Origin of the sequence: Acinetobacter sp. ANC 3929 (assembly GCF_000369405.1) — a bacterium.
Classification (GTDB): domain Bacteria; phylum Pseudomonadota; class Gammaproteobacteria; order Pseudomonadales; family Moraxellaceae; genus Acinetobacter.
Genome location: NZ_KB850000.1, coordinates 40,270 through 61,762, shown reverse-complemented (window position 1 = coordinate 61,762; position 21,493 = coordinate 40,270). Strand labels below are relative to the sequence as shown.

Genomic DNA, 21,493 nt, shown 5'->3' with positions numbered 1-21,493 from the left:
GCCCCTCCTGCTGTTCCGTGATTATCCCTAACATTACGGCGTTGCTCCTTGAGCAGGTGCTGCTGCCTGTGCTTGAGGTGCAGTAGCTGCCGCACCCGCAGGCATTGCTTGAGCAGACACTACACGTACCGCCTTCTCAGTCACCACTTTATCCACCAACTGTAAACCTGAATAACCACGGCTTGAACCAATATTGCCAGAGCTGTTACCACTGATTAATCTGAAATTCACTTTCAATGCTAAAGATGGTTCAGTTTTGCTGGTCCATGTCATTTCAAAGCTACCATTTTGTTCTTTGCGTTGTGCTGCATCGATCAAACGGTTGATACCATACTCACCTGGCTCTTCAAAAATCGTATGGGTTTTACCTTCTAAATCCACTGCGGTAATACGTGCACCAGGAATTGCACCTTGGTTCGGCCATACGAAGTTCACCCATTGTTGAATACCGTTTTCAAACACCATACGTTGACCATCAATATCAATGGTGTATGACAAGTACTGTGGATTCGGTAATGGGTAGAACTGGAAGTTCGATTGATTGGATACAGGTGCAGCCGCAGGTTGATCTAGGCTGCCTGTCGCCATGCCATTGATTGGTGCTACATATTGCTGGAATGCCATCACAAATTGTGGATTTAAACTAATACCTAAGTCTTTCCATGTCTTCGAAGTCAAGACATAACCACGGCGAATCACAAACGGATCTAAAGCTTCTTTTACAAAGCGTGCAATGCTACCAGTCTCACCAAAAATTTGACCAATTTCACTACTGGTTGCCTGTAAAGTTACACTCGAATTGAATGGATATTTTTGACTTAAATTAGTTTTAAATGGTTGGTAAGCTTGGATTCCCCACAACTTATTCAACTCATCTTGGGTTGGCACAATCAAGCTTGCAAAAGATTGTGTTAATGGTGTCATCAACAGTTTTTGTAATACCTGTTGATCTGTATCCTTGAGCCCCACCATCATTTTTTCATCAACATATTTCTGCGTAAGGTTAAATACAGATGTTTGATCATTAATAGTTTGTTTCACCAAGGCCATCGCACTTGGGCCAATCTCGCCAGCTGTTTTGAGATCATTGAACTTACTACGCACTTGCGCAAGGTTGTTCATGTACTCATCAAATAATGACTTATCTTGTAAATCATCACGCTTACGCACCAACTGATAGAACATTTGATATTCTTGTGAAATCGCACCTTGCGCTTTATTCACCGCCTGAGCTGCGGCTTTATCATCTGAATTATTCAAGACTTTACGTTTAAACCATGCCACAAAACCTTTTTCAGGTACTGCCAGTTCAGCCTGTACAATTGGATTATCCCAGTTGGTTTCGATCGCAATGCGTTGTAATAAAGTACGAATTGGTGAGTTTTGCGGCTCGCCCAAAACATCAATACTTTTCACTTGCTGAGCAAACTGATCCGCTTTGGCATAATAAATACCATTCAGGAACTTTTTCCATTCTGCCACATATTCTTGCTTGTACAGCGCAACCAATTGCTTACGGATTTGTTCCGGGCTGCCAGAGAAAGTAAGGTCATCAGATTGACGACTATTCAGTACCCAATCTTTACTATCCGTCGGTTTATTCGCTGCTTCTTCAATTGCTTTCTCTACATACTCATCCCAAGCTTTTTGTGTAAACACACCTGGTAAAGCATAACTACCAAGAACAATATTACGGTTTTGTTCCCCCACAATTTGTCCAACCGTTACCGCAGGGAAACGTACTGCTGCACGCATCTTAATTTCGTTATACACACGATCACGTGCAGGCATACCACGAATTACAGACAGTAAAACTTGGCGCGTTTGATCGACCACTTGTGCATCAGTTTCCAATACAGGGAAGCCTTCTTGATTCGCCAGAGTCATGGCATAAGAAAGGATCTTCTCTGCATCCTGAATCATTTCACCACGCGGCATTTGTCCACGATTGGCATCCAACCAAGAACGCCAAAAACGTGAAACTTGGTCACTTAAATGACTGGTATCCATATATTCATGATTACTCATCATCAAGTACGCTTTCAATGCGTTATACGCATCTTGCGGATTCGCATCTGACGGTTCTAAATATTGCTGAGTCTTGGCAACTTGCTTGATCTCGACATTGACATGATTGGCTTTTAAAGTCGCTTCATTATTTTTGACACGTTGTAGATATTGCGCAATATTTTGTTGTGTTGGGGTCAAGACGATCTGCTTAATGCCTTTAAGGTATTCTGCTTTTAAGCTTTCACGTAATTGATTGCCTTGATAGAGGCCGAAACTGAATTTTAATGGACGATTTTCATTAAACTCATCTAGCTGTTGCAAACGTTCTTGTAAAATCAACAACGCTTCAAGTTGAGTTGATAATTGTTGTCCTGAAGTTTTCTCTAAGTGCACCACTTTATCTAAATCAGCCTGAACATCCGCAATCAATTGTTGATTGTTACGATATGACCAGACCCATACACCCAATACCAAAGAAACACCCACCAAGGCTGCAATAAAAGCAATATAACGCTGACGTTTTTTCGCAGGGTTGATGTGTTGTTTGACCAGATCCTTATCTCGCAAAATCACATTGGAGAATAGACCTTGTAAGAAATAACCATGATTCGGTGCAATGGATTGCACCGTACTATCTTGTCCATTGCCTTGAATTTGCTGAAGTTGGAATTCTTGGGCAATATTTTCCGTCATTGGGCTTTCAATTACACCCTCTTGCAATGCACTGGTAAAATAAAAACCACGGAAAACAGGTTGGAACTGATATGGATTGTCTTCAAACAATGTACCAATAAAGCTTTTTAAGGCTGGTTTTAATGTTTTAAATTCCAATGGGAATGTCATGACACTCGGAGAAATATTCTGCGAATGGCGACGACTCAAATGCGTGGTACTCACACTCTTTAAACCGTCATAAAGCAAGCTGTAATGTTTGTCGAATAATTCTACTGCATTTTGAGATGAGTTTTGCTCATAAGGCAGTGTTGCACCCCATGCCTGATTATATTCTTGTGATTCATAACAATCGAAAAACTCGGTAAAACCTGCGATCAGATCCATTTTCGAAAAGACCAAATACACAGGTACAACCACTTCAAGCTTTTCAGTTAGATCTTGAATGCGGGCACGCAGATTTTTCGCCAATTTTAATGAGTTTTCAGGGCTTTGGCTAATTAACTCAGCAATACTAACAATCAGAATCAAACCATTGACTGGTGCTTTAGAGCGGTTTTTCTTCAAAATATTTAAAAAGCCTAACCATTCAGAATGATCTTCTGAATAAACCGAATAGCGACCTGCAGTATCAAGTAAAATCCCTTCAGTAGAAAAAAACCAGTCACAGTTACGTGTGCCACTTAAACCTGCTGAAACCATCTTTTGATGGGTTTCTTCAAATGGAAATTTCAAACCAGAATTATAAATTGCAGAACTCTTTCCAGCTGCAGGATTACCAATCACCATATACCATGGTAATTCGTATAAGGCTGCATTGCCTTTTTTATCTCCCAATTTAGATTTACGAATCAGTTGAATCGATTCTTTCATCTGCTGTTGGATTAACTGTAATTCGGCTTTATCTTTGTGTTGACCATATTCAGCTTGGCTGTCTTGCTCAATCGCATTGGCAAGTTCTTCACCTTGTTCCGCGTGACGTTTTCTTTGAATCAGCCAATAAATGCCGTAGACAATTAAGCCCAAAGCATATGTTGCTGCCAATGCCCAAAAGATATGACGTGGAATAGACGAATATGAAGAAATCAGTGCCACGAATAAAGACAAAGCAATAATTGCTTTAGGATTCGTGATGTACTGCCAAAGATAACCTAAAATGATATACATTGAGTTCTCGAATTCTTAATAAAGTTAATCAATTAGCAATTGCTACGCTGTCCTGATCTAGTTCGACCTCAGGAAACGCTTGAATAAATGCTTGTAAATTTTGTCCATAAACAAAAGCAACTTGTTGCTCAGGAAGATGTGCCCCCAACATCAATCCAAAAAGTTTTGCAATGTTTTGGGTATGTCCTAAAATAGGTTTGCAATATAAATAATGGTGCGGTTCTACTGGGCTTTGGGTAAAGAACTGCTCTAACTTTTTCACAACTTTAATGTCTGCAGCATCATCAACGACCAGAACAAAAGGTTCTTCCGCTTGATATTGTGGTAAGTCCTTAATCTTTAATTCTTGGAATATCTGATTTAAATTATTTTGATTTAACACCAGATTAAATGTCTTTTCTGGCTGCAACTGCGCCAGTTGAACCTCCGGATGCGCCAAACAACTACTGCTAATAAATTCGGCAGGAATATAAGCACTGGCTCCCCAAGACTTTTCATCAATAATGTCTTGATCAATTTCAGAATCACTGGCAAGAATGAGTGAAATTTCATGGGGTTGATTCTGAATCCGTTCAAATAACTCAACCAAATGCTGCTCTGTCGATGCGGCACTGAGATAATGATATTCAATATGAAATTTTTGCGGGATGATGCCTAGATTATAAAAAATGCTTTGAAGTTCTTCATTACTACTCGCATCATTCCAGGTGTGCACCACATCCTCAGACAATATGATATGTAGATTCAGCTTGTCTAAACGATAAACTTGTTCAACCTGAATCGCCTCACCATCCTCTGTTCCTGAAAAACTCGGATCAATCCACGCTGGGTGCATCCGATATTCATGCAGATTTTGGCTTTCATAAAATAAACTAGACTGCTTTAAGTGATCAGAGATAGAGACTAAAAGTTCGGTATGCTGTTCAAGTTGATGGTGAATCAATGCCATGATGCGCTGCTGTCGGACAGGTAAAAACTGCAACTCCTCCTCATTGTCACTCTGAACTTGTGGATCTAATGCTTCAATTCGATAAGAAAGAATGGGAACGCCATGAAAGTTCACCAGATTATGGTCTAACTGCGGGCTAATAAACTGTTTAATCCCCTCAATAATTGAATCATTTTCCCCTAAAGCACTATAGGCACTCGCTGCATATAAATTTAACTTTAACCATTTACTCTCTTGTGCAATCGGTTGGGCTTCAGTTGAACCGCCTTCCTGACTTTGCGCAGCCAATATACCTTGTTGCTTTTTCTCTTGATGATGTTTGTACGCTTTATAAATCAACCAAGGTGAAAGCAAAATGAACGTAATCGCAACAGGCAAGATCAGGAAATAATTAATCAGATCAGCAGATTCAGGTTGATATTGAATATCTCTCCAATAATAGATAACAATTAATCCAACCAAAATAAAACAGCTAATCAAGGTTGCCAGAATTTTCTTTATCATTATGCCGCTCCTAAAAGTGCATAACGAGTTTCGCTGTTATGTTCTAGTTGGGCCGATGGCATTAAAAAAGCACCCTGTCCCAAACCGATTTCATGTCCTGAGTCCAAGCGAATTGGCGTAACTTCGCGCTTATCTAAAATTAAACGTACATCAATAAATAACGTTGGACTGCACCACGTTTGGATTAAATGTTTTAACTTTTTATTTAAGGGCTGATCAGGTAAAAAAGCTAAATACTGCTCACGACACAAAGGTCCAATTTGAATCTCGATTTTTCCATCAATTTGCTGAACGGTATCACCACAAAAGGTATTCACTCCAAGTAAGCTCGGATTATTTCCACCCAAACTGGTTTTTTGTTCATCACCCAGCTTAAATTTTTCTTTTACAAATTCTTGTATTTGTACTTGCTCATTGAACACACAAGACAAAACCGTTTTTAAAGCATGTGCTGTGTTGTTTTGCCCCTGCATCAAACCAGAAAATTCTGCAAAATATTCATCTAAATCATGTTGTTCATGCTGTGAACGGACATAACCATTTAAGGCATGCAAAATATCTAGATAATGATTATCTTGTTCGATTTCATATCGAACCGCCAGATTATAAGTCAAACTGGCATCGACATATTTGGCCGTAAGCTTATGGTTAAATAAACCTAGAAACTCTTTAATCTCAAGTCGTTGCTGACGCGTACTTTGTTTTAATTTATTGGTATAAGTATAAGGAAGCGCACCTTGTGTACCTGTTAAGCCGACCACTAAATTGGTCAAATGAATCCGCTGATCTTGATAGCTCAGCTCTTCAATCTCTGTCGCGGGGAAACTTAAACTAAAAGATGTGCCAAATTTAAAATTGTCAGACCAATCCTGTTGTTGTACTGCCTCTGAATGATGGCGCAACAAACGTGTCGATTGAACAAACTCAAACGATCCAGATTTTTGAAAGACTTGATCGACTACAGAAGAGTCTTGCCACCAACGTTCTGCACGCATTGGTATATCTCCTGTTGGTTAAGACTATCTTTGACGACCACATCAACAAAACTGTTAATTTGAACTTTCAGATTAAAAATATGACTCAATAATTGGCTAAAAATATATAAACTATGACCTCTAAATACACTCTTATTCACGGCCAATTCTGCTTTTACGCCACGAATAAACATAGGGAAAGGCTTCGCATTCATCAGCTTGTTGGTGGTTGAGAAATTCAGCTGTTTCAAAGCATCAATCAATAAAATATTTTCTTTAGAGTGCGGTAAATTATATAAAGCCAACAGTTCCTTTACATGGCTCAATGCATCCCCTTTCATCAGTGCCAAGGTATTGAGTGAAAGATGAGAAATAATGCGCCACTGCTCGTTGCTGTTTTTATCAAAATGATAAGGAGAAGTCGGACGCTTTAGAATCAAAGCACGTCTCGCCAGACTACTATCATTTAAATTAAGAATATTATTGCTCTGGCTTAATGCCTCATGCGGCAAATCACCATTTGAACAAAGCAATCTGGTACTTATAAAATCAGACTTAATTTCATAAGGCTTCAAATGCTTAGAAACAATTGAATAGCCCATCTGCATGGTTTTGGTTTGGGTCGGCAAATAGTTTAAAGAATAGAAAAATTGAACCTTATCATTGTGATAATGACTCATCGCAAAAAATGGTAAAACAGGGAGATGAGTTTGTTCCTGATTGGTTTTTTCACGTACCATGTTCATTTCAATGATTGAATAAACTTGATACAACTCAGGATGATGTGCATCCGTAATCAAAGGATATTGCAGTTGTGTATGTGAAATCTTTTGTGGTTCAGCCTGCTTTTCAAACAGATTGATTGCAGGCGTGGTAAAGAGTTTAAAGTTAGCAATATTCAGTTCTGAGTAATTACGCACAAGTGCTTGGTCATTCAAATTCAGTTTGAGATGAATCAAGATTTCAAAACTATTCTGCTGTTGTAACAAACCTTTTAAAACACTTAGGTCAAAGTTCAAATAGTTGAACTTCTCTGGAAAACAAAAGTATTCCATCAACAAGCGATAAGCATGATGAGTATGCTGATCAATCGGTAATAGGCTTTCCTGCTCGCTAAATCCCATTACGGCAAATGGATTGGCAATTTCAACCACGCGTTGTCCGACGCGAATCGAAAAGCCCGTTTCTTTACGAAAAATACTGTCCAAAACCTGCAAAGGAAAATTTGAAATCGCATCCAAATAGATCGGCAGTTTTTCATCCAAAAGCCATTGTTGAACATCATTAAAAATTTCAAATTTCAGACTCAAAGTCGCATTCTGATTCAAATGCATATGTGTACTTGGCGACGTCTGAAATTCAAGATTGGTTAATGTAATCGGTAACAAGCGTACTTCATTGCTGGTATTAAACTCACATTGAACCCCTTTAAAACTACGAGATTTCAAGGCAGTTTTCTGCGGAATGATATGTGCAGCGGTAAGTTGTTTGAGCTTATTTATATCTTCAAAACTCACCACAGTACACGCTGGGAAATGACGTAGATATTGAGGAAACATGACCTCAAATAGTGAATGAGTAAACAGGTCATAACTGTCTGCTAACTTTTTATCGATACGTGCAGCGATCAGAGAAAAGGCTTGAATTAACCGTTCAATATGTGGATCATCAATTTGTTCTTGATTTAAAGATAGGCGTTGCGCAATCTTCGGATATTTCTGCGCAAACTCTCGAGATTGTTGACCGAATTCTTGTAGTTGTTTTTCATAATACGGTAAAAGTTGCTCTATCACAGTTCGCTCACACTAAGTTCTGGCAGAAATAACATATTGTTGTGTTGTTGGTTTGAGTAAAGCGTCAAAAAAAACAGGTTCATAGAGTGGATGAATATTTAAGTAAGCCTGAATACTTAAACACAGAGATCCCATATTATGGCCATCCAAGAGCATCTCAACTTTGATCTGCCGCAATCTTGGTTCATGCGCTGCAATAGACTGCTCAATCGATTGGCAAATCTTGTCCCGATCGAGTGGATTAGCGGTCGACAGGCCAACAAAGTCTATGATTCCAAATTGCAAAATCGATTTTTTTGCCAGTGGGAATTCATCCATATCTCGTTCAAACTGTGCAATTCGACTATTCAGTAAGTCTTCCAAATCACGAGCAACAGACTCTCGTAATTGCTGAATCGACATCCCTCTTAAATAATCTTCTTGCTCTGGTACTAAACGATCAAATAATGTTGATCTGAATCCGTATGGATATAAATGATCTAAATTCATTTTTATAAGAACAAAAACTTGGAAAAAATAGAGGCTAATAGGCAACTATTAACCCCTATTAGAGAATCACAATACAGATTACGCAGCGTATGAAGCTGTGTTATTAGAAAGTGACCATTTCTTGGTAACAGCACCTTTCGCAGTACCGTTAATGTCTTGTTGGTTATAAGTCCACTCAACAGCAGCGTATTTCAAACCAAATGTTTCTGTTGGTACACCTTCTTCATTTACAGTTGGTGTAACGCTAGATACAAGTACGTGTTTCAATTTGATTTGTAAGTACTTGATACGCTTGTCACCATTTGCACGGTAATAATCGATTTGTACTTCGTCAAATGTATAACCCGCAGAACAAGCTTCCCAAAGTTTTGGACTCGTTGCATCCAAATCTTTAACGAAAATCATGTCTGAGTGTTCAACACGTTCAGCAGTGTGGCCACCAACGCTACTTGAAGTCGCAGATTTTGGTTGACGAATGTTATGAGCCCAAGAGTTAACTTCAAGCCAACCTTTGTGTTCAGAATCGCGAGATTCTCCGTCTACCTTGTACTTACCACGAAACTCAACATATATATCTTTCATTTAAAATTTACCTCTATTTTATTTAAAGTTATTATCTAGCTGATCTCATTATTAATTTGAGGACTGAGGTAGTTCAGTCACGAGTCGTAAAGAAACAGATAACTCGTCCAGCTGGAAATGCGGTCTTAAGAAAACCACAGACTTGTAGTGACCCGGTTGAGCAGGATCTTCTACAACTTTTACAGATGCCTCTCGAAGCGGATATTGTGCTTTTGCTTCTTGAGATGCACCATCATCTAGCAAGACATATTGAGAAAGCCATTCATTTAAAAATGCTTCAACATTGCCTGCAGATGCAAAACTACCCACTTTGTCACGCATCATTGCTTTCAAGTAATGAGCAATCCGCGATACCGCCATGATGTATTGGATTTGGCTTGAAAGTGCTGAGTTCGCATTCGCTGTATCACTGTCATATTTCTTCGGTTTTTGTGCAGATTGTGCACCAAAGAAAGCAGCATAATCGGTATTTTTACAGTGAACCAATGGGATAAAACCAAGATCACTGAGTTCTTTTTCACGACGGTCTGTAATTGCAATTTCAGTTGGGCACTTAAATACAACTTCACCATCCGAGGTTTTAAAGGTATGTACTGGCAAGCCTTCAACTAAACCACCACCTTCAACTCCACGAATCGCAGCACACCAACCATGCATGTCAAATGCATTAGTTAAACGGGTACCAAATGCATATGCCGCATTCATCCACAAATAATCATCGTGATTTTCACCAGAGACGTCTTCGATGAAGTTAAAACCTTCCGTTGCAGTCCCCTCTTTCGGATGATACGGTAAACGGCCTAAAACGTGCGGCATAGTCAATGCAACATAGCGAGAGTCTTCGCTGTCACGGAAAGATCGCCATTGTACATATTCTGCTGTTTCAAAGATTTTTGAAACATCACGTGGACGGTCAATATCCGTAAACGATTCAAGACCTAAAATGCTTGGGCTTGCTGCTGAAACAAATGGCGCATGCGCTGCTGCAGCAACATGAGAGATTTGCTCCAATAAATACATATCTGATGGTGTACGATCAAACTCGAAATCACCAATCAAAGCTGCATATGGTGCACCACCAAATGAACCGTATTCTTCTTCATAAATCTTTTTAAACAAGGTGCTTTGATCAAAATCAGTTGCGCCTTGGAAGTCTTTCACCAACTCTTTTTTAGTCGTATTTAACATACGAATTTTGATCATTGAGTTAGATGGTGTTTCTTGGCAGAAATAGTAAAGTCCACGCCAAGTTGATTCGATTTTTTGAAATTGTTCGTGATGTATAATTTCACTCAATTGATTTGAAATGAGCGCATCAATTTCAGCAATACGCTTATCAATCGACAAGGTCATGTTTTCAGAAACTGTAATCGTTCCTGCCATCACTTCTTTTGCCAGCTCACCAATCAAACTTTTTGCACGAACATGTTCATCGTCATTACGTGCAATACGACTTTGCTCAACAATTGAATCCAACAAATTTGCTGATTCAGCTTCCACACTTGCTGCAGTGGCTGCTTGTAAATTACTCATTTTCAGCCTCCGCACTCAATTGACGAACTTGATCAGTATTTTTTAATACCTCATCCAGCAAATCTTCTAAACGTTCACTGTTTGAAATTTTATTACGTAAATCAGTCAAACGTTCACGCGCTGCAACAAGTTTACGTAATGGATCAACTTGTTGAACCACTTGTTCAGGACGAAAATCTTCCATTGAGTTAAACGTTAAATCAACAGACATGCGTCCGCCTTCTTCCGTCAAGGTATTTTCAACTTGGAAAGCTGCGCGCGGTGCTAAAGATTCCATGACTTCATCAATATTATCTAAATCGACATTGATAAACTTTTTGTCTTTTAATTTGGTTTTTTCCAACTCGGATGCAGCTGAGAAATCACCCATTACACCAACAACAAAAGGGAGTTCTTTTGACTCTTTACCATCACCAACTTCGACATCGTATGTCAGTTGTACACGAGGGGGACGTATGCGTTGCAGTTTTTTCTGTACGCTTTCTCTCTTTGCCATAACTTTTCACCCTTGATTATTATTTCAACGAATCGAATGGATTCGAACCTGTCTTTTGAACAGTATTTGGTTGTTTAGTAACTGTCGGTGCTACCGCCGTTTGACGTTTAGCGGGTGCAGTTGTCTGATTTACAGTACTACGTGTCGGTTGTGTTGTACGTACTTTTCTGTTTGTTGTACGTCGCGTTGTGTTATTGGTCGAAGTATTCCGAACTTCCCTCTTCACGGACTCGTCTGTGATTGCCTTACTCGTTGAAGTGTCAGGGGCAGGAACAGCAGCACGGATACTGTCACTCAGCTGTTTTGCTGGCGGATAAGTAAGTTCATTGCTCAAATAACGCATTTCAGTTGAACGCATGTGCTGCAATGCTTGATTGGCCACGTCAACACTGGCTAAAAAAGTAACATCAGTTAAAGTTGCGCCACGTACGTTTTGCTCTTGTAATTGCGTTGCCAGTTTTAAAGCATTCATCGGTTGCTTTAATTCATACATACGCATTGCGGCTTGGGCCAATAAATCATTTAGACGCGAAGCATTATCTTTATCACAAGCTTGTTGATAAATATCCAATAAAGCATGATCCGTTTGGTTTGCAGCCAACGGATATTGTTTTATGCATTTACTTTTTAATTTAATTGGTTTTATTTCTTTATCATCAGCATAAACCGAATTACCTATTAAACTCGCTGTTATACAAAGAATTGAAATTACAATACCTTTTTTCAAAATATGCCTCGTATTATTTAACTTATAATTGAAGAGCTGACAATTATTGTTAAAAAACCCTCTTACTCGTCAATTTTTGTACATTTACATCATTTCCGCGAATTTAACAAAAAAAACACATATAAAGTCAATACTAGTTACGTTTATTAACATTATTAAATTTTCATGACAGACATTCTTGTAAAAAATAATTTAATCCCGTGCAATTTTTGTTTAAAAGTGACATTTTTTGTTGTAGAATAATCTGTATACTCGTGTAGAGTTATATTAAGTTTTTGATTTTATTCAAAAAATATTTCTAGCAAAAACAACCATATCAAGTTAGAACTTCGCGAATAGGACTTGGTATTTAAAAATTATTGTGAGTAATAAATGAGTAACTTAAAGGTTTTAATCACAAAACTATCACCTCCTACTCGTACTGCATTAGAAAAATCTGCAAATTTCTGTATTAACCAATTGAATTATGAGATTGAAATTGAACATCTGTTCGTTGAATTATTAAATCAAAATACAGTCAATGATTTACATATTTTATTAAAAAAAAATAATATCTCTCCAGATGCGTTAATTACTGATTTAAAAGAAACTATCACTTCTTTACCTAAGGGCAATACTCGCACTCCAATCTTTGCAAAATCAATTGTTCGATTATTTGAACAGGCATGGCTGCTTGCCTCAGCAGAACAAACACCTTTAATTCGCAGTAGTCATTTATTGATTGCTTTGTTAACTGCTCCCGATTTACAACAAATTGCCTTTAGAGCATCAAGTTTATTTGAACTTTTCCCAATCGATACCATGAAACATAAGTTTCTCGATATTTGTGGAAAAAGTAGCGAACAAGCACAGACAGAAAATACAACTGCTTCAGCAGTAGAACCCACCGAAATTCAATCAACGATTACAGCAGCAAAAACACCGGCCCTTGACCAATACACCATTAATCTGACTGAAAAAGCCAAGAATGGTGGTATTGATCCAGTGATTGGTCGCGAGTTTGAAATTCGTCTGATGTTAGATATTTTGATGCGTCGTCGTCAGAACAATCCCATTTTAACGGGCGAGCCTGGTGTGGGTAAAACTGCAGTGGTTGAAGGCCTTGCATTAAAAATTGCTCAAGGCCTAGTTCCAGAAGCACTCAAAAATGTGCAATTGCATGTATTGGATATGGGCTTGTTACAGGCGGGTGCAAGCGTTAAAGGTGAATTTGAAAACCGTTTAAAACAAGTCATTCAAGAAGTCCAAGCATCGGCTCATCCTATTATCCTGTTTATTGATGAAGCACATACTTTGATTGGTGCGGGTGGTCAAGCTGGGCAAAATGATGCCGCTAACTTACTCAAACCTGCATTGGCGCGTGGTGAATTAAGAACTATTGCTGCGACCACTTGGGCCGAATACAAACAATACTTTGAAAAAGATGCAGCGCTTAGCCGTCGCTTTCAGGTGGTTAAGATCGAAGAACCAACTGAAGACGTGGCAATTGATATGTTACGCGCCATGATTCCTGTCATGCAAAGTCATTTCAATTTGCATATTGATGACCAAGCAATTATTACTGCCGTTCAAGCCTCACATCGTTACATTAGTGGTCGCCAACTTCCAGATAAGGCCGTGAGTGTATTGGATACCGCTTCTGCCCGTGTTGCACTGACTCAAAATGCACAACCCGTTATTTTAGATCAACTGAAAGCACAACAGCATAATCTGAAATTAGAACATCAAATCCTCACGCATGAACACCAACAGTTCCCTGTTCATCACCAACGCCTAGATGATCTTAATCAACAACTCTCCAGCTTAGAAACGGAAATTCAGGAGACTGAAACTAAGTGGCAACAAGAGCTTGGCTTAGTTAAACAAATTCAGCAACTGAATGCGCAAGCTGAAACGGATAATAAAACACAGATTGCCTCGTTAAGAGCTGAGTTGGCACAATTACAGGGTCAAACCCCTTTGGTGTTTGAACGTGTTAATGCGCAGATCGTCAATGAAATTATTGCTGATTGGACTGGTATTCCCGTGGGTAATATGGTCAATGATGAAATCAAACAAATTTTAACACTTGAAGATAAACTGGGTGAACGCGTCATGGGGCAAGATTATGCACTTGCCCAATTGGTTCAAGGTATTAAAACTTCCAAAGCCAAGTTAGAAGACCCAAATAAGCCACAAGGCGTATTCATTCTGATTGGTCCAAGTGGTGTGGGTAAAACAGAAACTGCGCTTGCCTTAGCCAACGAACTTTATGGTGGTGAACAACATCTCATTACCATCAATATGTCTGAATATCAGGAAGCACATACTGTTTCTTCACTAAAAGGTGCTCCTCCAGGCTATGTTGGTTATGGTCAAGGTGGTGTTCTGACCGAAGCAGTTCGTCGTAACCCTTATAGTGTCGTGCTTTTAGATGAAATCGAAAAAGCACATAGTGATGTACAAGAATTATTCTATCAAGTATTTGATAAAGGCATGCTCGAAGATGGTGAAGGTCGTGTAATTGACTTTAAAAACACCACCATTCTATTGACCTCAAATACAGGTTCAAGTGCAATTATGCAGGCGTGTTTAAATCAACCTGTAGAAGATTGGCCACATGCAGAAGATTTAATCGAACATCTAAAACCAAGTTTATATAAACAATTTAAACCTGCATTTATTGGTCGTATGCGTATCGTGCCTTATTTCCCACTGCATGATGAACTTCTGGTTCGTATCATCAAGCATAAGCTTGGGAAAATCGTAGCTCGTATTGAGAAGCAGTATGCAGCCAAAGTTCAATATTCTGATGATTTAATTGAATTGTTATTAAGCCGTTGTACTGAGGTGGATAGTGGTGCGCGGAATGTAGATAACATTCTCAACTCTACCGTCTTGCCTGCTTTGGCAACTGAAATTTTAGTTGCGTTAGCCGAGCATAAATTACCGAAGCTGATCGTGATTGATACCAAAGATGATGAAATCACCTATCAATTAGATCCGGTTGAAAAGGCAACTAAAAAACGTTCAAGTAAAAAAGCCAAAGCTGAAGTTTAAAATTTTTAAGATTGAGCCCAATTTGTGATGCATATGGATATTTTATCTTTATTAACGCCGATCAATGAGCAGTCACCTTGCGGTGAAGATTACTCATTTTCAAATGAGTTTCATGCCATTAAAAAGGCAAAAACCCAAGATGATGTGCTGCTTGATCAAGGCGACTGGGTCACTGAACCCAAACAGGCCGACTGGGATTTTGTCGCAGCGACATCGATTGATCTACTTCAATCAAAAAGTAAAGATATCCGTTTGCTCACATGGCTGTCAGAAGCTTGGGCAAATCTTTATGGTTTTGAAGGTGTTGCCAAAAGTCTTGAGTTAAGCCATCGCCTATTAGAACAATATTGGCTCACACTACACCCCGAGGTCGAAGATGATGATCTGGACCAACGTATTGGTTTATTACAAGGTCTGATTAATCAACTGCCTTTACTCATCAAAAAAGTCTCATTGATGAACCAAGCTCCTTTTTATCATTTACTCGACTATGACAACTTCCTCTATCACGAGAACGTTCGTCGTAAACAGAGTGATGATTATGAAGGATCAAACAGTCCAACAGAATTAGAGCAGTTTGAACAGGCTTTAGCGAATACCGATAAATCTTTTCAACGTCAAAATTATCAGAACTTTAATGAAATCCTGCAACAATGGGCGACACTCAAGCAGGTTCTAGATGGCCTACTCGGTCTAGATTCACCAAGTTTTGCCGCGATCGATTCAGGTTTAGATACCATTCATATCACGCTGAAAAAGATTTATAAGACCGATTTGTTTGAGCAAACAACTCAAGCAGTCATTACAGAAGTCGAAACATCGACAACGCCGATGGTACAACCCGTGACGACACAATCTTCTGCACCTCAAAACCAGCTGTCTTTCCAGCCACAAGTTCAATCACATGTTGAAAATCGTGAACAGGCAATGCGTGTACTACAAGAAATTGCCACTTATTTTCAAAAAAATGAACCGCATAGCCCTGTCAGCTATATGCTGCAAAAAACCATTAAATGGAGTCAAATGCCGCTACATGAATGGTTGACTCAGGTCATTAAGGAAGAACATCCTTTACAAATGCTACAGGATACTCTTGGTGTTCAGCCAAAGAATGAATATGAATAATTGTTGGTAAATAAATATGTTTAAAGCAGAAAAGATTCTTTGGGGTGAAGGCTTATTTTTACGTCCTCAGCATTTCCAGATTCAAGATACCTACCATGAACAACGCTTAAATCACACCATTCGAGCGATGATCCCTCATGCTTACGGTGTACAGAAATTAAAATTTGATGAAGTTCAGCTTTCTACCCATATTTTGGCTTTGCAAGAAGTTGAAATTATTTGGCAAGATGGTGAAATTTATCATGCGCCTGCGCAAGATTTGTTACCTGAACCATTATTGTTAGATGATTTAAATCTACAAGGTGAAATGACAGTTTATCTAGCACTGCCAATCTTGCAGGCCAATAAGAAAAATATTGCGGATGAAACACGTTCAGTTTCTAGCCGTTATCATAATTATTTGACAGAAACACATGATCTTTTTACCGATGCCAGTCCTGCTGAGCTGAATCTGTTACGTCGTCGTGCCGAATTCAAATTATTAGAACAACATATTCAACCCAGTCAAAATCTAGATGGCTTCTTATATATTCCAGTCGGTAAAATTAAACGTCAAAGTTCAGGTCATTTTGAACTGGACAATAAATTTATTCCACCCATCTTACATATTGCGGCTTCGGAATCTTTAATTAATAACTTAAAGCGTACGCTTAACGTGATTAAGGCCAAAATTAAAACCATTCAAAGTAATAATCGTGAAAATGAACAGAAACTGATTGAGTTCCGTTCGGGTGATATCGTTTCTTTCTGGCTGATTAATGCTTTAAATACGGCCTATGCAGGCTTAAACCACCTGTTGCAGTATCCATTGATTCACCCAGAACGTTTATTCTCAGAATTGTTACGTTTAACAGGATCATTACTGACCTTCTCTACGGCGTATGATGTTGATCATTTACCTTACTATAAACATCACCAATTGCAAGACAGCTTTCAACAGCTGGATCTAATTTTAAGAGATTTACTGGATACCATTATTTCAAGTCGCTATTTCAGTATTTCCTTGAAAGAAATTCGACCTTCTTATTGGGTTGGTAGTCTCGAGTCCGACAAGATTACTCGCGATACGCGTCTTTACGTGGCTGTTTCAAGCAGTATGATGCAAACTCACGAATTGATCCAAATCGTTCCATTACGTTTTAAAGTGGGTAGTACCATTGACGTCGAACAACGTGTAATTGCAGCGCTTCCAGCTGTTCCACTTCATCATTTAATGCAAGTGCCGACTGCTATTCCAGTGCGTTCAGGTGTGAGCTATTTTGAGATTGAACCGCATCACGAACTTTATCAACGTATGCTTGAGTCAGAATCCATCTGTATCTATGTGCCTGCTGGCTTCCAAGATATTAGTATTGAACTGATTGCTGTAATGAATAGCTAAGAGAACAACAATGACTCAACCAACAGGCATCCCTTCTTTATTTGATGATGGAAAAATCGGTTCAGGTCTCCCTACCGCTGATCAACCACAGAATAAAGTACAAGTGACCAATTTGATTGACCTATTGCATGATGGGTTTTATCTGGTTTTCTTAATTCGTAATCGTTATATTCCTGCCAATCCGAATGATTTTCGTGAAAAGATTCTGGATCTATTAAATCGCTTTGAGCAACAAGCCAAACGATTGCAATTTTCTGCGGATGATATTCATGATTCAAAATATGCATTTTGTGCACTAATTGATGAAACCATTGCGACTCAGCAAGACCCTGCTTATTTTAATTTGCAAAATACTTGGTTGATCAGTCCGCTACAATTGAGTTTATTCGGTTCTCAACTCGCAGGTTACCGCTTTTTTGAAATACTGGAACAACTACGTAGTCGTGGCAAAGAGCGTTTGGCTTCGCTTGAAGTTTTCCATTACTGTTTATTGCTTGGTTTTCAAGGGAAGTATCGACTTGAATCAGTCGAGAGCTTAAACCATCTGGTCGCTCGTGTCGGCGATGAGATTGATTATCTCAAAGGTAAAAAAGCAGCCTTCTCTCCATTTGCAGCAATTCCTGATCAGATTAAACATATTATTCATCATGAACTTCCTTTTTTCTGGATTCTGATCTTCTTGCTGATGTTTGCTGCACTCACTTTTGCGGGTTTAAAGTTCATGCTGTCAAAACAAAATCAGGCTGCTTTAAACCCTTATCAAAATGTGATTTCTGCACCAGCTGAGGAAGCACATATCACCATTCATTTGCCTTAGTTGATAACGTATGACTCAGGAAAGAACAACTTCTTTACGCATATTACAGACCAATAAGAAAAAAACCTTATCGCCTGTAATTTATATAATTATTGGATTTATTTCAGGGGTACTTTTTACCTCTCTGATTTTCTTTGTTTTTGTTATGGGTTCAAATCCGGCCGATACAGCAATGCCACAGCAAGAACAAACGATTGAAGAAAATCCAACCGTCATGCCGAATGCAAAAGCAACAACTCATAATACGGATGAAGTTGCGACTATTCAGCACGAAACAACAGAACCCGTTGAAGAGAATAACATTGCTCAACCAGGAAGTAATGATTTAAACAAATTCTTCCAGCGCACACCAGCAGCGCCTGCTCCGAGTGGGCAGCAGGTTTCCCCTTTTGCCAATGAGCCAAATGCCAAACCACAGCAAAAGGTCGTTCCTACAAAGTTACCGCAGGGGAAAAATGAGACCGTGCCAATGACAAATAAGACTGTTAAGCCAGCAGCCCCTCAACCAGCGAAAGCCGCTCCAACAAAAACACCTGAAGCTGAAGTTGAAGCGCCAGAAGCAACAGTACAAATTAAAGTGACCCAAAAGCCTTTTGCTGTAAATGACCTCAAATAAAAAATGATTTGGTTTATCTTCTTCTGCTTCGTTGCAGTTGCAATTGGATTGACGTTGCTCATGTCTTATGAGCTACGCCATAAATCCAAACACTTATTGCATTCACTGCTCCCAAGCAGCAAAAAGAAAATCGTCAATGCCATGCAGTTCGCAGAGAATATGCATCAAGCAGCTTCGCCAGAAAAACTACAATCTCATTGGCACCTACAGCAATGGTGGATTTTAATCGCGGGCTTCTTTTTATTTGCCAGTATTATGATTTTTGCATTTACACGCCCGATCAATTCCACACGAATTGAAGCAGAGTATTTAAAAGAAACAGACCCACAGATTTATAGTTTACTCAATGGTGAAATGCTCAGTCCTCCGCCCGATGTTGACGATACGCTGATCCGAGATGCAATCGTAGAGGCAACTCGTTTAGAACAAGCTTATCAAGCTCAGCACCCGACAGATCCAAGTATTGATGCATCTCAAATTGAGATTCCAATAACCCATTCTCATGGCAGCTTGGATTCATCCCTGGTTGATCGTAAATGGGACAAAATCAATCCACGCTATAAGCAACGTCTGCTCATGGTCTTTAAAATCATGAAAGAACAACATGGTTATGAGCTAGTTTTACTTGAAGGCTATCGCAGCCCAAGTCGCCAAAATATGTTAGCAGGTAATCCAAATACAACCCGTGCTAAAGGCTATCAAAGCTATCACCAGTTTGGTTTAGCAGCGGATGTTGCCTTTAAGCGCAATGGTAAAGTCGTGATTACTGAACGCGATCCTTGGGCTATGCGTGGTTATGAGCTATATGGACAAGTTGCCGAGTCTGTCGGATTAACTTGGGGTGGCCGCTGGAAATCGATTAAAGACTTTGGACATACAGAATATCGTATGCCGGGCTTAAGAAAAACCAAGAAAATGGCTGAACAACTGACTGCAGAAGGACAGTTAACAGCAAGGGCAGATGAGTCTTAATTTTTTCAGAATAAGCCTAAATTAAATAAAACCTATGCATATAAATATCCATAGGTTTTAATTCTAATATAAAATTAAGATATTTTTTGTATAATCAAAATAACAATAATATTAAATTTAGCTTAATCAACAACAGATATGGGAACTGTTTTTTTCACTTTAAAAATAAATTCCTTAAATATTACATTCATTCCTAATACCAATATAAAAGCAATAATAAATGAGCCTAATACATCAAAAGGAAAATGAACACCAATATAAACCCTTGACCAACCAACAATTAAAGCCAATAGCAATGCTGCACTTCCTATTTTTCGATAGCCCGAAACTAAGTAAGAAAAAGCAATCGTTGCCACAGTCAAGGTATGTTGGCTTGGAAATGAAGAAGATGAACCATGCCCTGTTAGGATATGCCCAATGCCAAGGTCAAATGGCCGTGGATGGTAATAGATCGCATGAATGAATTGCGTGACCAATAAAGAAACGACGATGGTAATAAGCATCTTGATAAACTGTACTCGGTATTTTTTATCCCTAAAAAACAATGAGGTGATTAAAAACACAAATAATACAGCAATTAAATTATGTGAAGCGAATAATGCAGCTTTATCTAAAATAGGATTTTGAGTTGCAGTCGAATTAATCCAATTAAACAAGCTGATATCGATAGTTTCAATTGACATCGTCAATCGTTCCATGATGGTTTGACGATGCAAATATAAAAAGATCAGCTTAAAATAAAATTAAATACGCTTAAAAACCTAACAGCATTACAATTTAATTTTAAGTCGCTATTAATAAAAAAATCCTAAATTTGATCCACCCTTCAATTGGAGTGAATTATGGATAACAAAAATAGTCTGTCTGACGTATTGAGCAAAGTACCTGAAGTGACATTGCTATTCTGGATTATAAAAATTGCAGCAACAACACTCGGTGAAACGGCTGGTGATGCTTTATCAATGTCGCTCAATCTAGGTTATATCTTAAGTACATGTATTTTTTCTATTATTTTTATTGGTTTTGTTTCATTGCAAATGAAAGCCAAACAATACAAACCTTTCTTATATTGGGCAACCATTATCTCAACCACTACACTGGGAACCACCATTGCTGATTTCGTCGATCGTTCTCTAGGCATAGGTTATCTCGGGGGGAGTATTATTTTACTCACTCTACTGCTTAGCTCGCTTACGATCTGGTATTGGAGCTGTGGCAATATTGCGGTAAACAGTGTCCAGTCTGCAAAGACCGAAGCCTTTTACTGGGTCACCATTATGTTCTCTCAAACCTTAGGAACAGCGCTTGGTGACTGGACGGCAGATACCCAAGGACTAGGTTATACAGGGGCTGCTCTGATCTTTGGTGCATTACTGCTTATCTTGATTGCCTTATATTACTGGACCAAAATCTCTAGAACATTTTTATTCTGGTCGGCTTTTGTTTTAACTAGGCCTCTCGGTGCTGTCTTAGGTGATTTTTTAGATAAACCACTTGATCACGGTGGGCTGGATTTAAGCCGATTCGGTGCTTCTTTTGTATTATTGGCTTTTATCCTTGTTTGTTTAGTGTTTTTTAAATCCAAACCTGCTTCAACAGCACATTAAATCTTTCTTCAATCCTCTTCACAGCACATATAGAAAAGGG

17 protein-coding genes are annotated in these 21,493 nt (G+C 38.8%); 7 read left to right on the top strand and 10 right to left on the bottom strand.

What is annotated here, in order from left to right; translation table 11 throughout:
• Positions 1-33: 33 nt before the first annotated feature.
• The 9 genes from tssM to F909_RS08215 form a co-directional block, all read right to left on the bottom strand.
• Entirely contained in the window at positions 34-3,849 is a 3,816-nt protein-coding gene (tssM, locus tag F909_RS08175) for a type VI secretion system membrane subunit TssM (protein WP_005151582.1), read from the bottom strand.
• Positions 3,850-3,877: 28 nt separating this feature from the next.
• Positions 3,878-5,302 (bottom strand): hypothetical protein, encoded by a 1,425-nt coding sequence (locus F909_RS08180; RefSeq protein ID WP_005151574.1) that lies wholly within the window; start codon positions 5,300-5,302, stop codon positions 3,878-3,880.
• Positions 5,302-6,297: a type VI secretion system baseplate subunit TssG gene (tssG, locus tag F909_RS08185; protein ID WP_005151572.1), complete on the bottom strand. Its 996-nt coding sequence runs from the start codon at positions 6,295-6,297 to the stop codon at positions 5,302-5,304. The genes F909_RS08180 and tssG overlap by 1 nt, the downstream gene beginning before the upstream one ends.
• The gene (gene tssF / locus F909_RS08190; RefSeq protein ID WP_005151570.1) at positions 6,261-8,069 is read right to left on the bottom strand and encodes a type VI secretion system baseplate subunit TssF; all 1,809 of its coding nucleotides are present in this window, start codon (positions 8,067-8,069) and stop codon (positions 6,261-6,263) included. The genes tssG and tssF overlap by 37 nt, the downstream gene beginning before the upstream one ends.
• Before the next feature lie 12 nt (positions 8,070-8,081).
• Positions 8,082-8,558, bottom strand: coding sequence for a type VI secretion system baseplate subunit TssE (tssE, locus tag F909_RS08195; RefSeq protein ID WP_005151566.1), 477 nt, complete (start codon positions 8,556-8,558; stop codon positions 8,082-8,084).
• Between the two features lie 78 nt (positions 8,559-8,636).
• On the bottom strand, positions 8,637-9,140 hold the full coding sequence (locus F909_RS08200; protein ID WP_005151564.1) for an Hcp family type VI secretion system effector: 504 nt from the start codon (positions 9,138-9,140) through the stop codon (positions 8,637-8,639).
• 51 nt (positions 9,141-9,191) lie between these two features.
• The gene (gene tssC / locus F909_RS08205; RefSeq protein WP_005151563.1) at positions 9,192-10,673 is read right to left on the bottom strand and encodes a type VI secretion system contractile sheath large subunit; all 1,482 of its coding nucleotides are present in this window, start codon (positions 10,671-10,673) and stop codon (positions 9,192-9,194) included.
• Complete coding sequence (gene tssB / locus F909_RS08210) at positions 10,666-11,169, bottom strand: type VI secretion system contractile sheath small subunit (RefSeq protein ID WP_004805522.1); 504 nt, start codon at positions 11,167-11,169, stop codon at positions 10,666-10,668. The genes tssC and tssB overlap by 8 nt, the downstream gene beginning before the upstream one ends.
• A gap of 19 nt (positions 11,170-11,188) precedes the next feature.
• Complete coding sequence (locus F909_RS08215) at positions 11,189-11,896, bottom strand: hypothetical protein (RefSeq protein WP_005151561.1); 708 nt, start codon at positions 11,894-11,896, stop codon at positions 11,189-11,191.
• 372 nt (positions 11,897-12,268) lie between these two features.
• Between F909_RS08215 and tssH the strand changes: the two genes are divergently transcribed.
• From tssH to F909_RS08245, 6 genes are read left to right on the top strand one after another with little or no spacing between them, the layout of a single operon-like run.
• Positions 12,269-14,935 (top strand): type VI secretion system ATPase TssH, encoded by a 2,667-nt coding sequence (gene tssH, locus F909_RS08220; RefSeq protein ID WP_005151559.1) that lies wholly within the window; start codon positions 12,269-12,271, stop codon positions 14,933-14,935.
• Between the two features lie 27 nt (positions 14,936-14,962).
• Positions 14,963-16,060: a type VI secretion system protein TssA gene (gene tssA, locus F909_RS08225; protein ID WP_005151558.1), complete on the top strand. Its 1,098-nt coding sequence runs from the start codon at positions 14,963-14,965 to the stop codon at positions 16,058-16,060.
• A 16-nt stretch (positions 16,061-16,076) separates the two neighbouring features.
• The gene (gene tssK / locus F909_RS08230; protein ID WP_005151556.1) at positions 16,077-17,441 is read left to right on the top strand and encodes a type VI secretion system baseplate subunit TssK; all 1,365 of its coding nucleotides are present in this window, start codon (positions 16,077-16,079) and stop codon (positions 17,439-17,441) included.
• Between the two features lie 10 nt (positions 17,442-17,451).
• Positions 17,452-18,258, top strand: a complete 807-nt coding sequence (gene icmH / locus F909_RS08235; RefSeq protein ID WP_005151554.1) for a type IVB secretion system protein IcmH/DotU — start codon at positions 17,452-17,454, stop codon at positions 18,256-18,258.
• 10 nt (positions 18,259-18,268) lie between these two features.
• Positions 18,269-18,874: a hypothetical protein gene (locus tag F909_RS08240; RefSeq protein WP_005151551.1), complete on the top strand. Its 606-nt coding sequence runs from the start codon at positions 18,269-18,271 to the stop codon at positions 18,872-18,874.
• Between the two features lie 3 nt (positions 18,875-18,877).
• Complete coding sequence (locus F909_RS08245) at positions 18,878-19,846, top strand: M15 family metallopeptidase (RefSeq protein ID WP_171067316.1); 969 nt, start codon at positions 18,878-18,880, stop codon at positions 19,844-19,846.
• Positions 19,847-19,968: 122 nt separating this feature from the next.
• Here the strand turns inward: F909_RS08245 and F909_RS08250 are convergent, their stop codons facing one another.
• Entirely contained in the window at positions 19,969-20,529 is a 561-nt protein-coding gene (locus tag F909_RS08250; protein WP_005151546.1) for an undecaprenyl-diphosphatase, read from the bottom strand.
• A 159-nt stretch (positions 20,530-20,688) separates the two neighbouring features.
• Between F909_RS08250 and F909_RS08255 the strand changes: the two genes are divergently transcribed.
• On the top strand, positions 20,689-21,453 hold the full coding sequence (locus F909_RS08255) for a COG4705 family protein (protein WP_005151544.1): 765 nt from the start codon (positions 20,689-20,691) through the stop codon (positions 21,451-21,453).
• The last annotated feature ends 40 nt before the right edge of the window (positions 21,454-21,493 follow it).

Coding starts and splice junctions, on each gene's coding strand:
- tssC (WP_005151563.1), bottom strand. CDS start 10,673: ATGAGTAATTTACAAGCAGCCACTGCAGCAAGTGTGGAAGCTGAATCA.
- F909_RS08245 (WP_171067316.1), top strand. CDS start 18,878: ATGATTTGGTTTATCTTCTTCTGCTTCGTTGCAGTTGCAATTGGATTG.
- F909_RS08240 (WP_005151551.1), top strand. CDS start 18,269: ATGACTCAGGAAAGAACAACTTCTTTACGCATATTACAGACCAATAAG.
- tssM (WP_005151582.1), bottom strand. CDS start 3,849: ATGTATATCATTTTAGGTTATCTTTGGCAGTACATCACGAATCCTAAA.
- tssB (WP_004805522.1), bottom strand. CDS start 11,169: ATGGCAAAGAGAGAAAGCGTACAGAAAAAACTGCAACGCATACGTCCC.
- F909_RS08255 (WP_005151544.1), top strand. CDS start 20,689: ATGGATAACAAAAATAGTCTGTCTGACGTATTGAGCAAAGTACCTGAA.
- tssA (WP_005151558.1), top strand. CDS start 14,963: ATGCATATGGATATTTTATCTTTATTAACGCCGATCAATGAGCAGTCA.
- tssG (WP_005151572.1), bottom strand. CDS start 6,297: ATGCGTGCAGAACGTTGGTGGCAAGACTCTTCTGTAGTCGATCAAGTC.
- F909_RS08250 (WP_005151546.1), bottom strand. CDS start 20,529: ATGTCAATTGAAACTATCGATATCAGCTTGTTTAATTGGATTAATTCG.
- icmH (WP_005151554.1), top strand. CDS start 17,452: ATGACTCAACCAACAGGCATCCCTTCTTTATTTGATGATGGAAAAATC.
- tssE (WP_005151566.1), bottom strand. CDS start 8,558: ATGAATTTAGATCATTTATATCCATACGGATTCAGATCAACATTATTT.
- tssH (WP_005151559.1), top strand. CDS start 12,269: ATGAGTAACTTAAAGGTTTTAATCACAAAACTATCACCTCCTACTCGT.
- F909_RS08200 (WP_005151564.1), bottom strand. CDS start 9,140: ATGAAAGATATATATGTTGAGTTTCGTGGTAAGTACAAGGTAGACGGA.
- F909_RS08180 (WP_005151574.1), bottom strand. CDS start 5,302: ATGATAAAGAAAATTCTGGCAACCTTGATTAGCTGTTTTATTTTGGTT.
- tssK (WP_005151556.1), top strand. CDS start 16,077: ATGTTTAAAGCAGAAAAGATTCTTTGGGGTGAAGGCTTATTTTTACGT.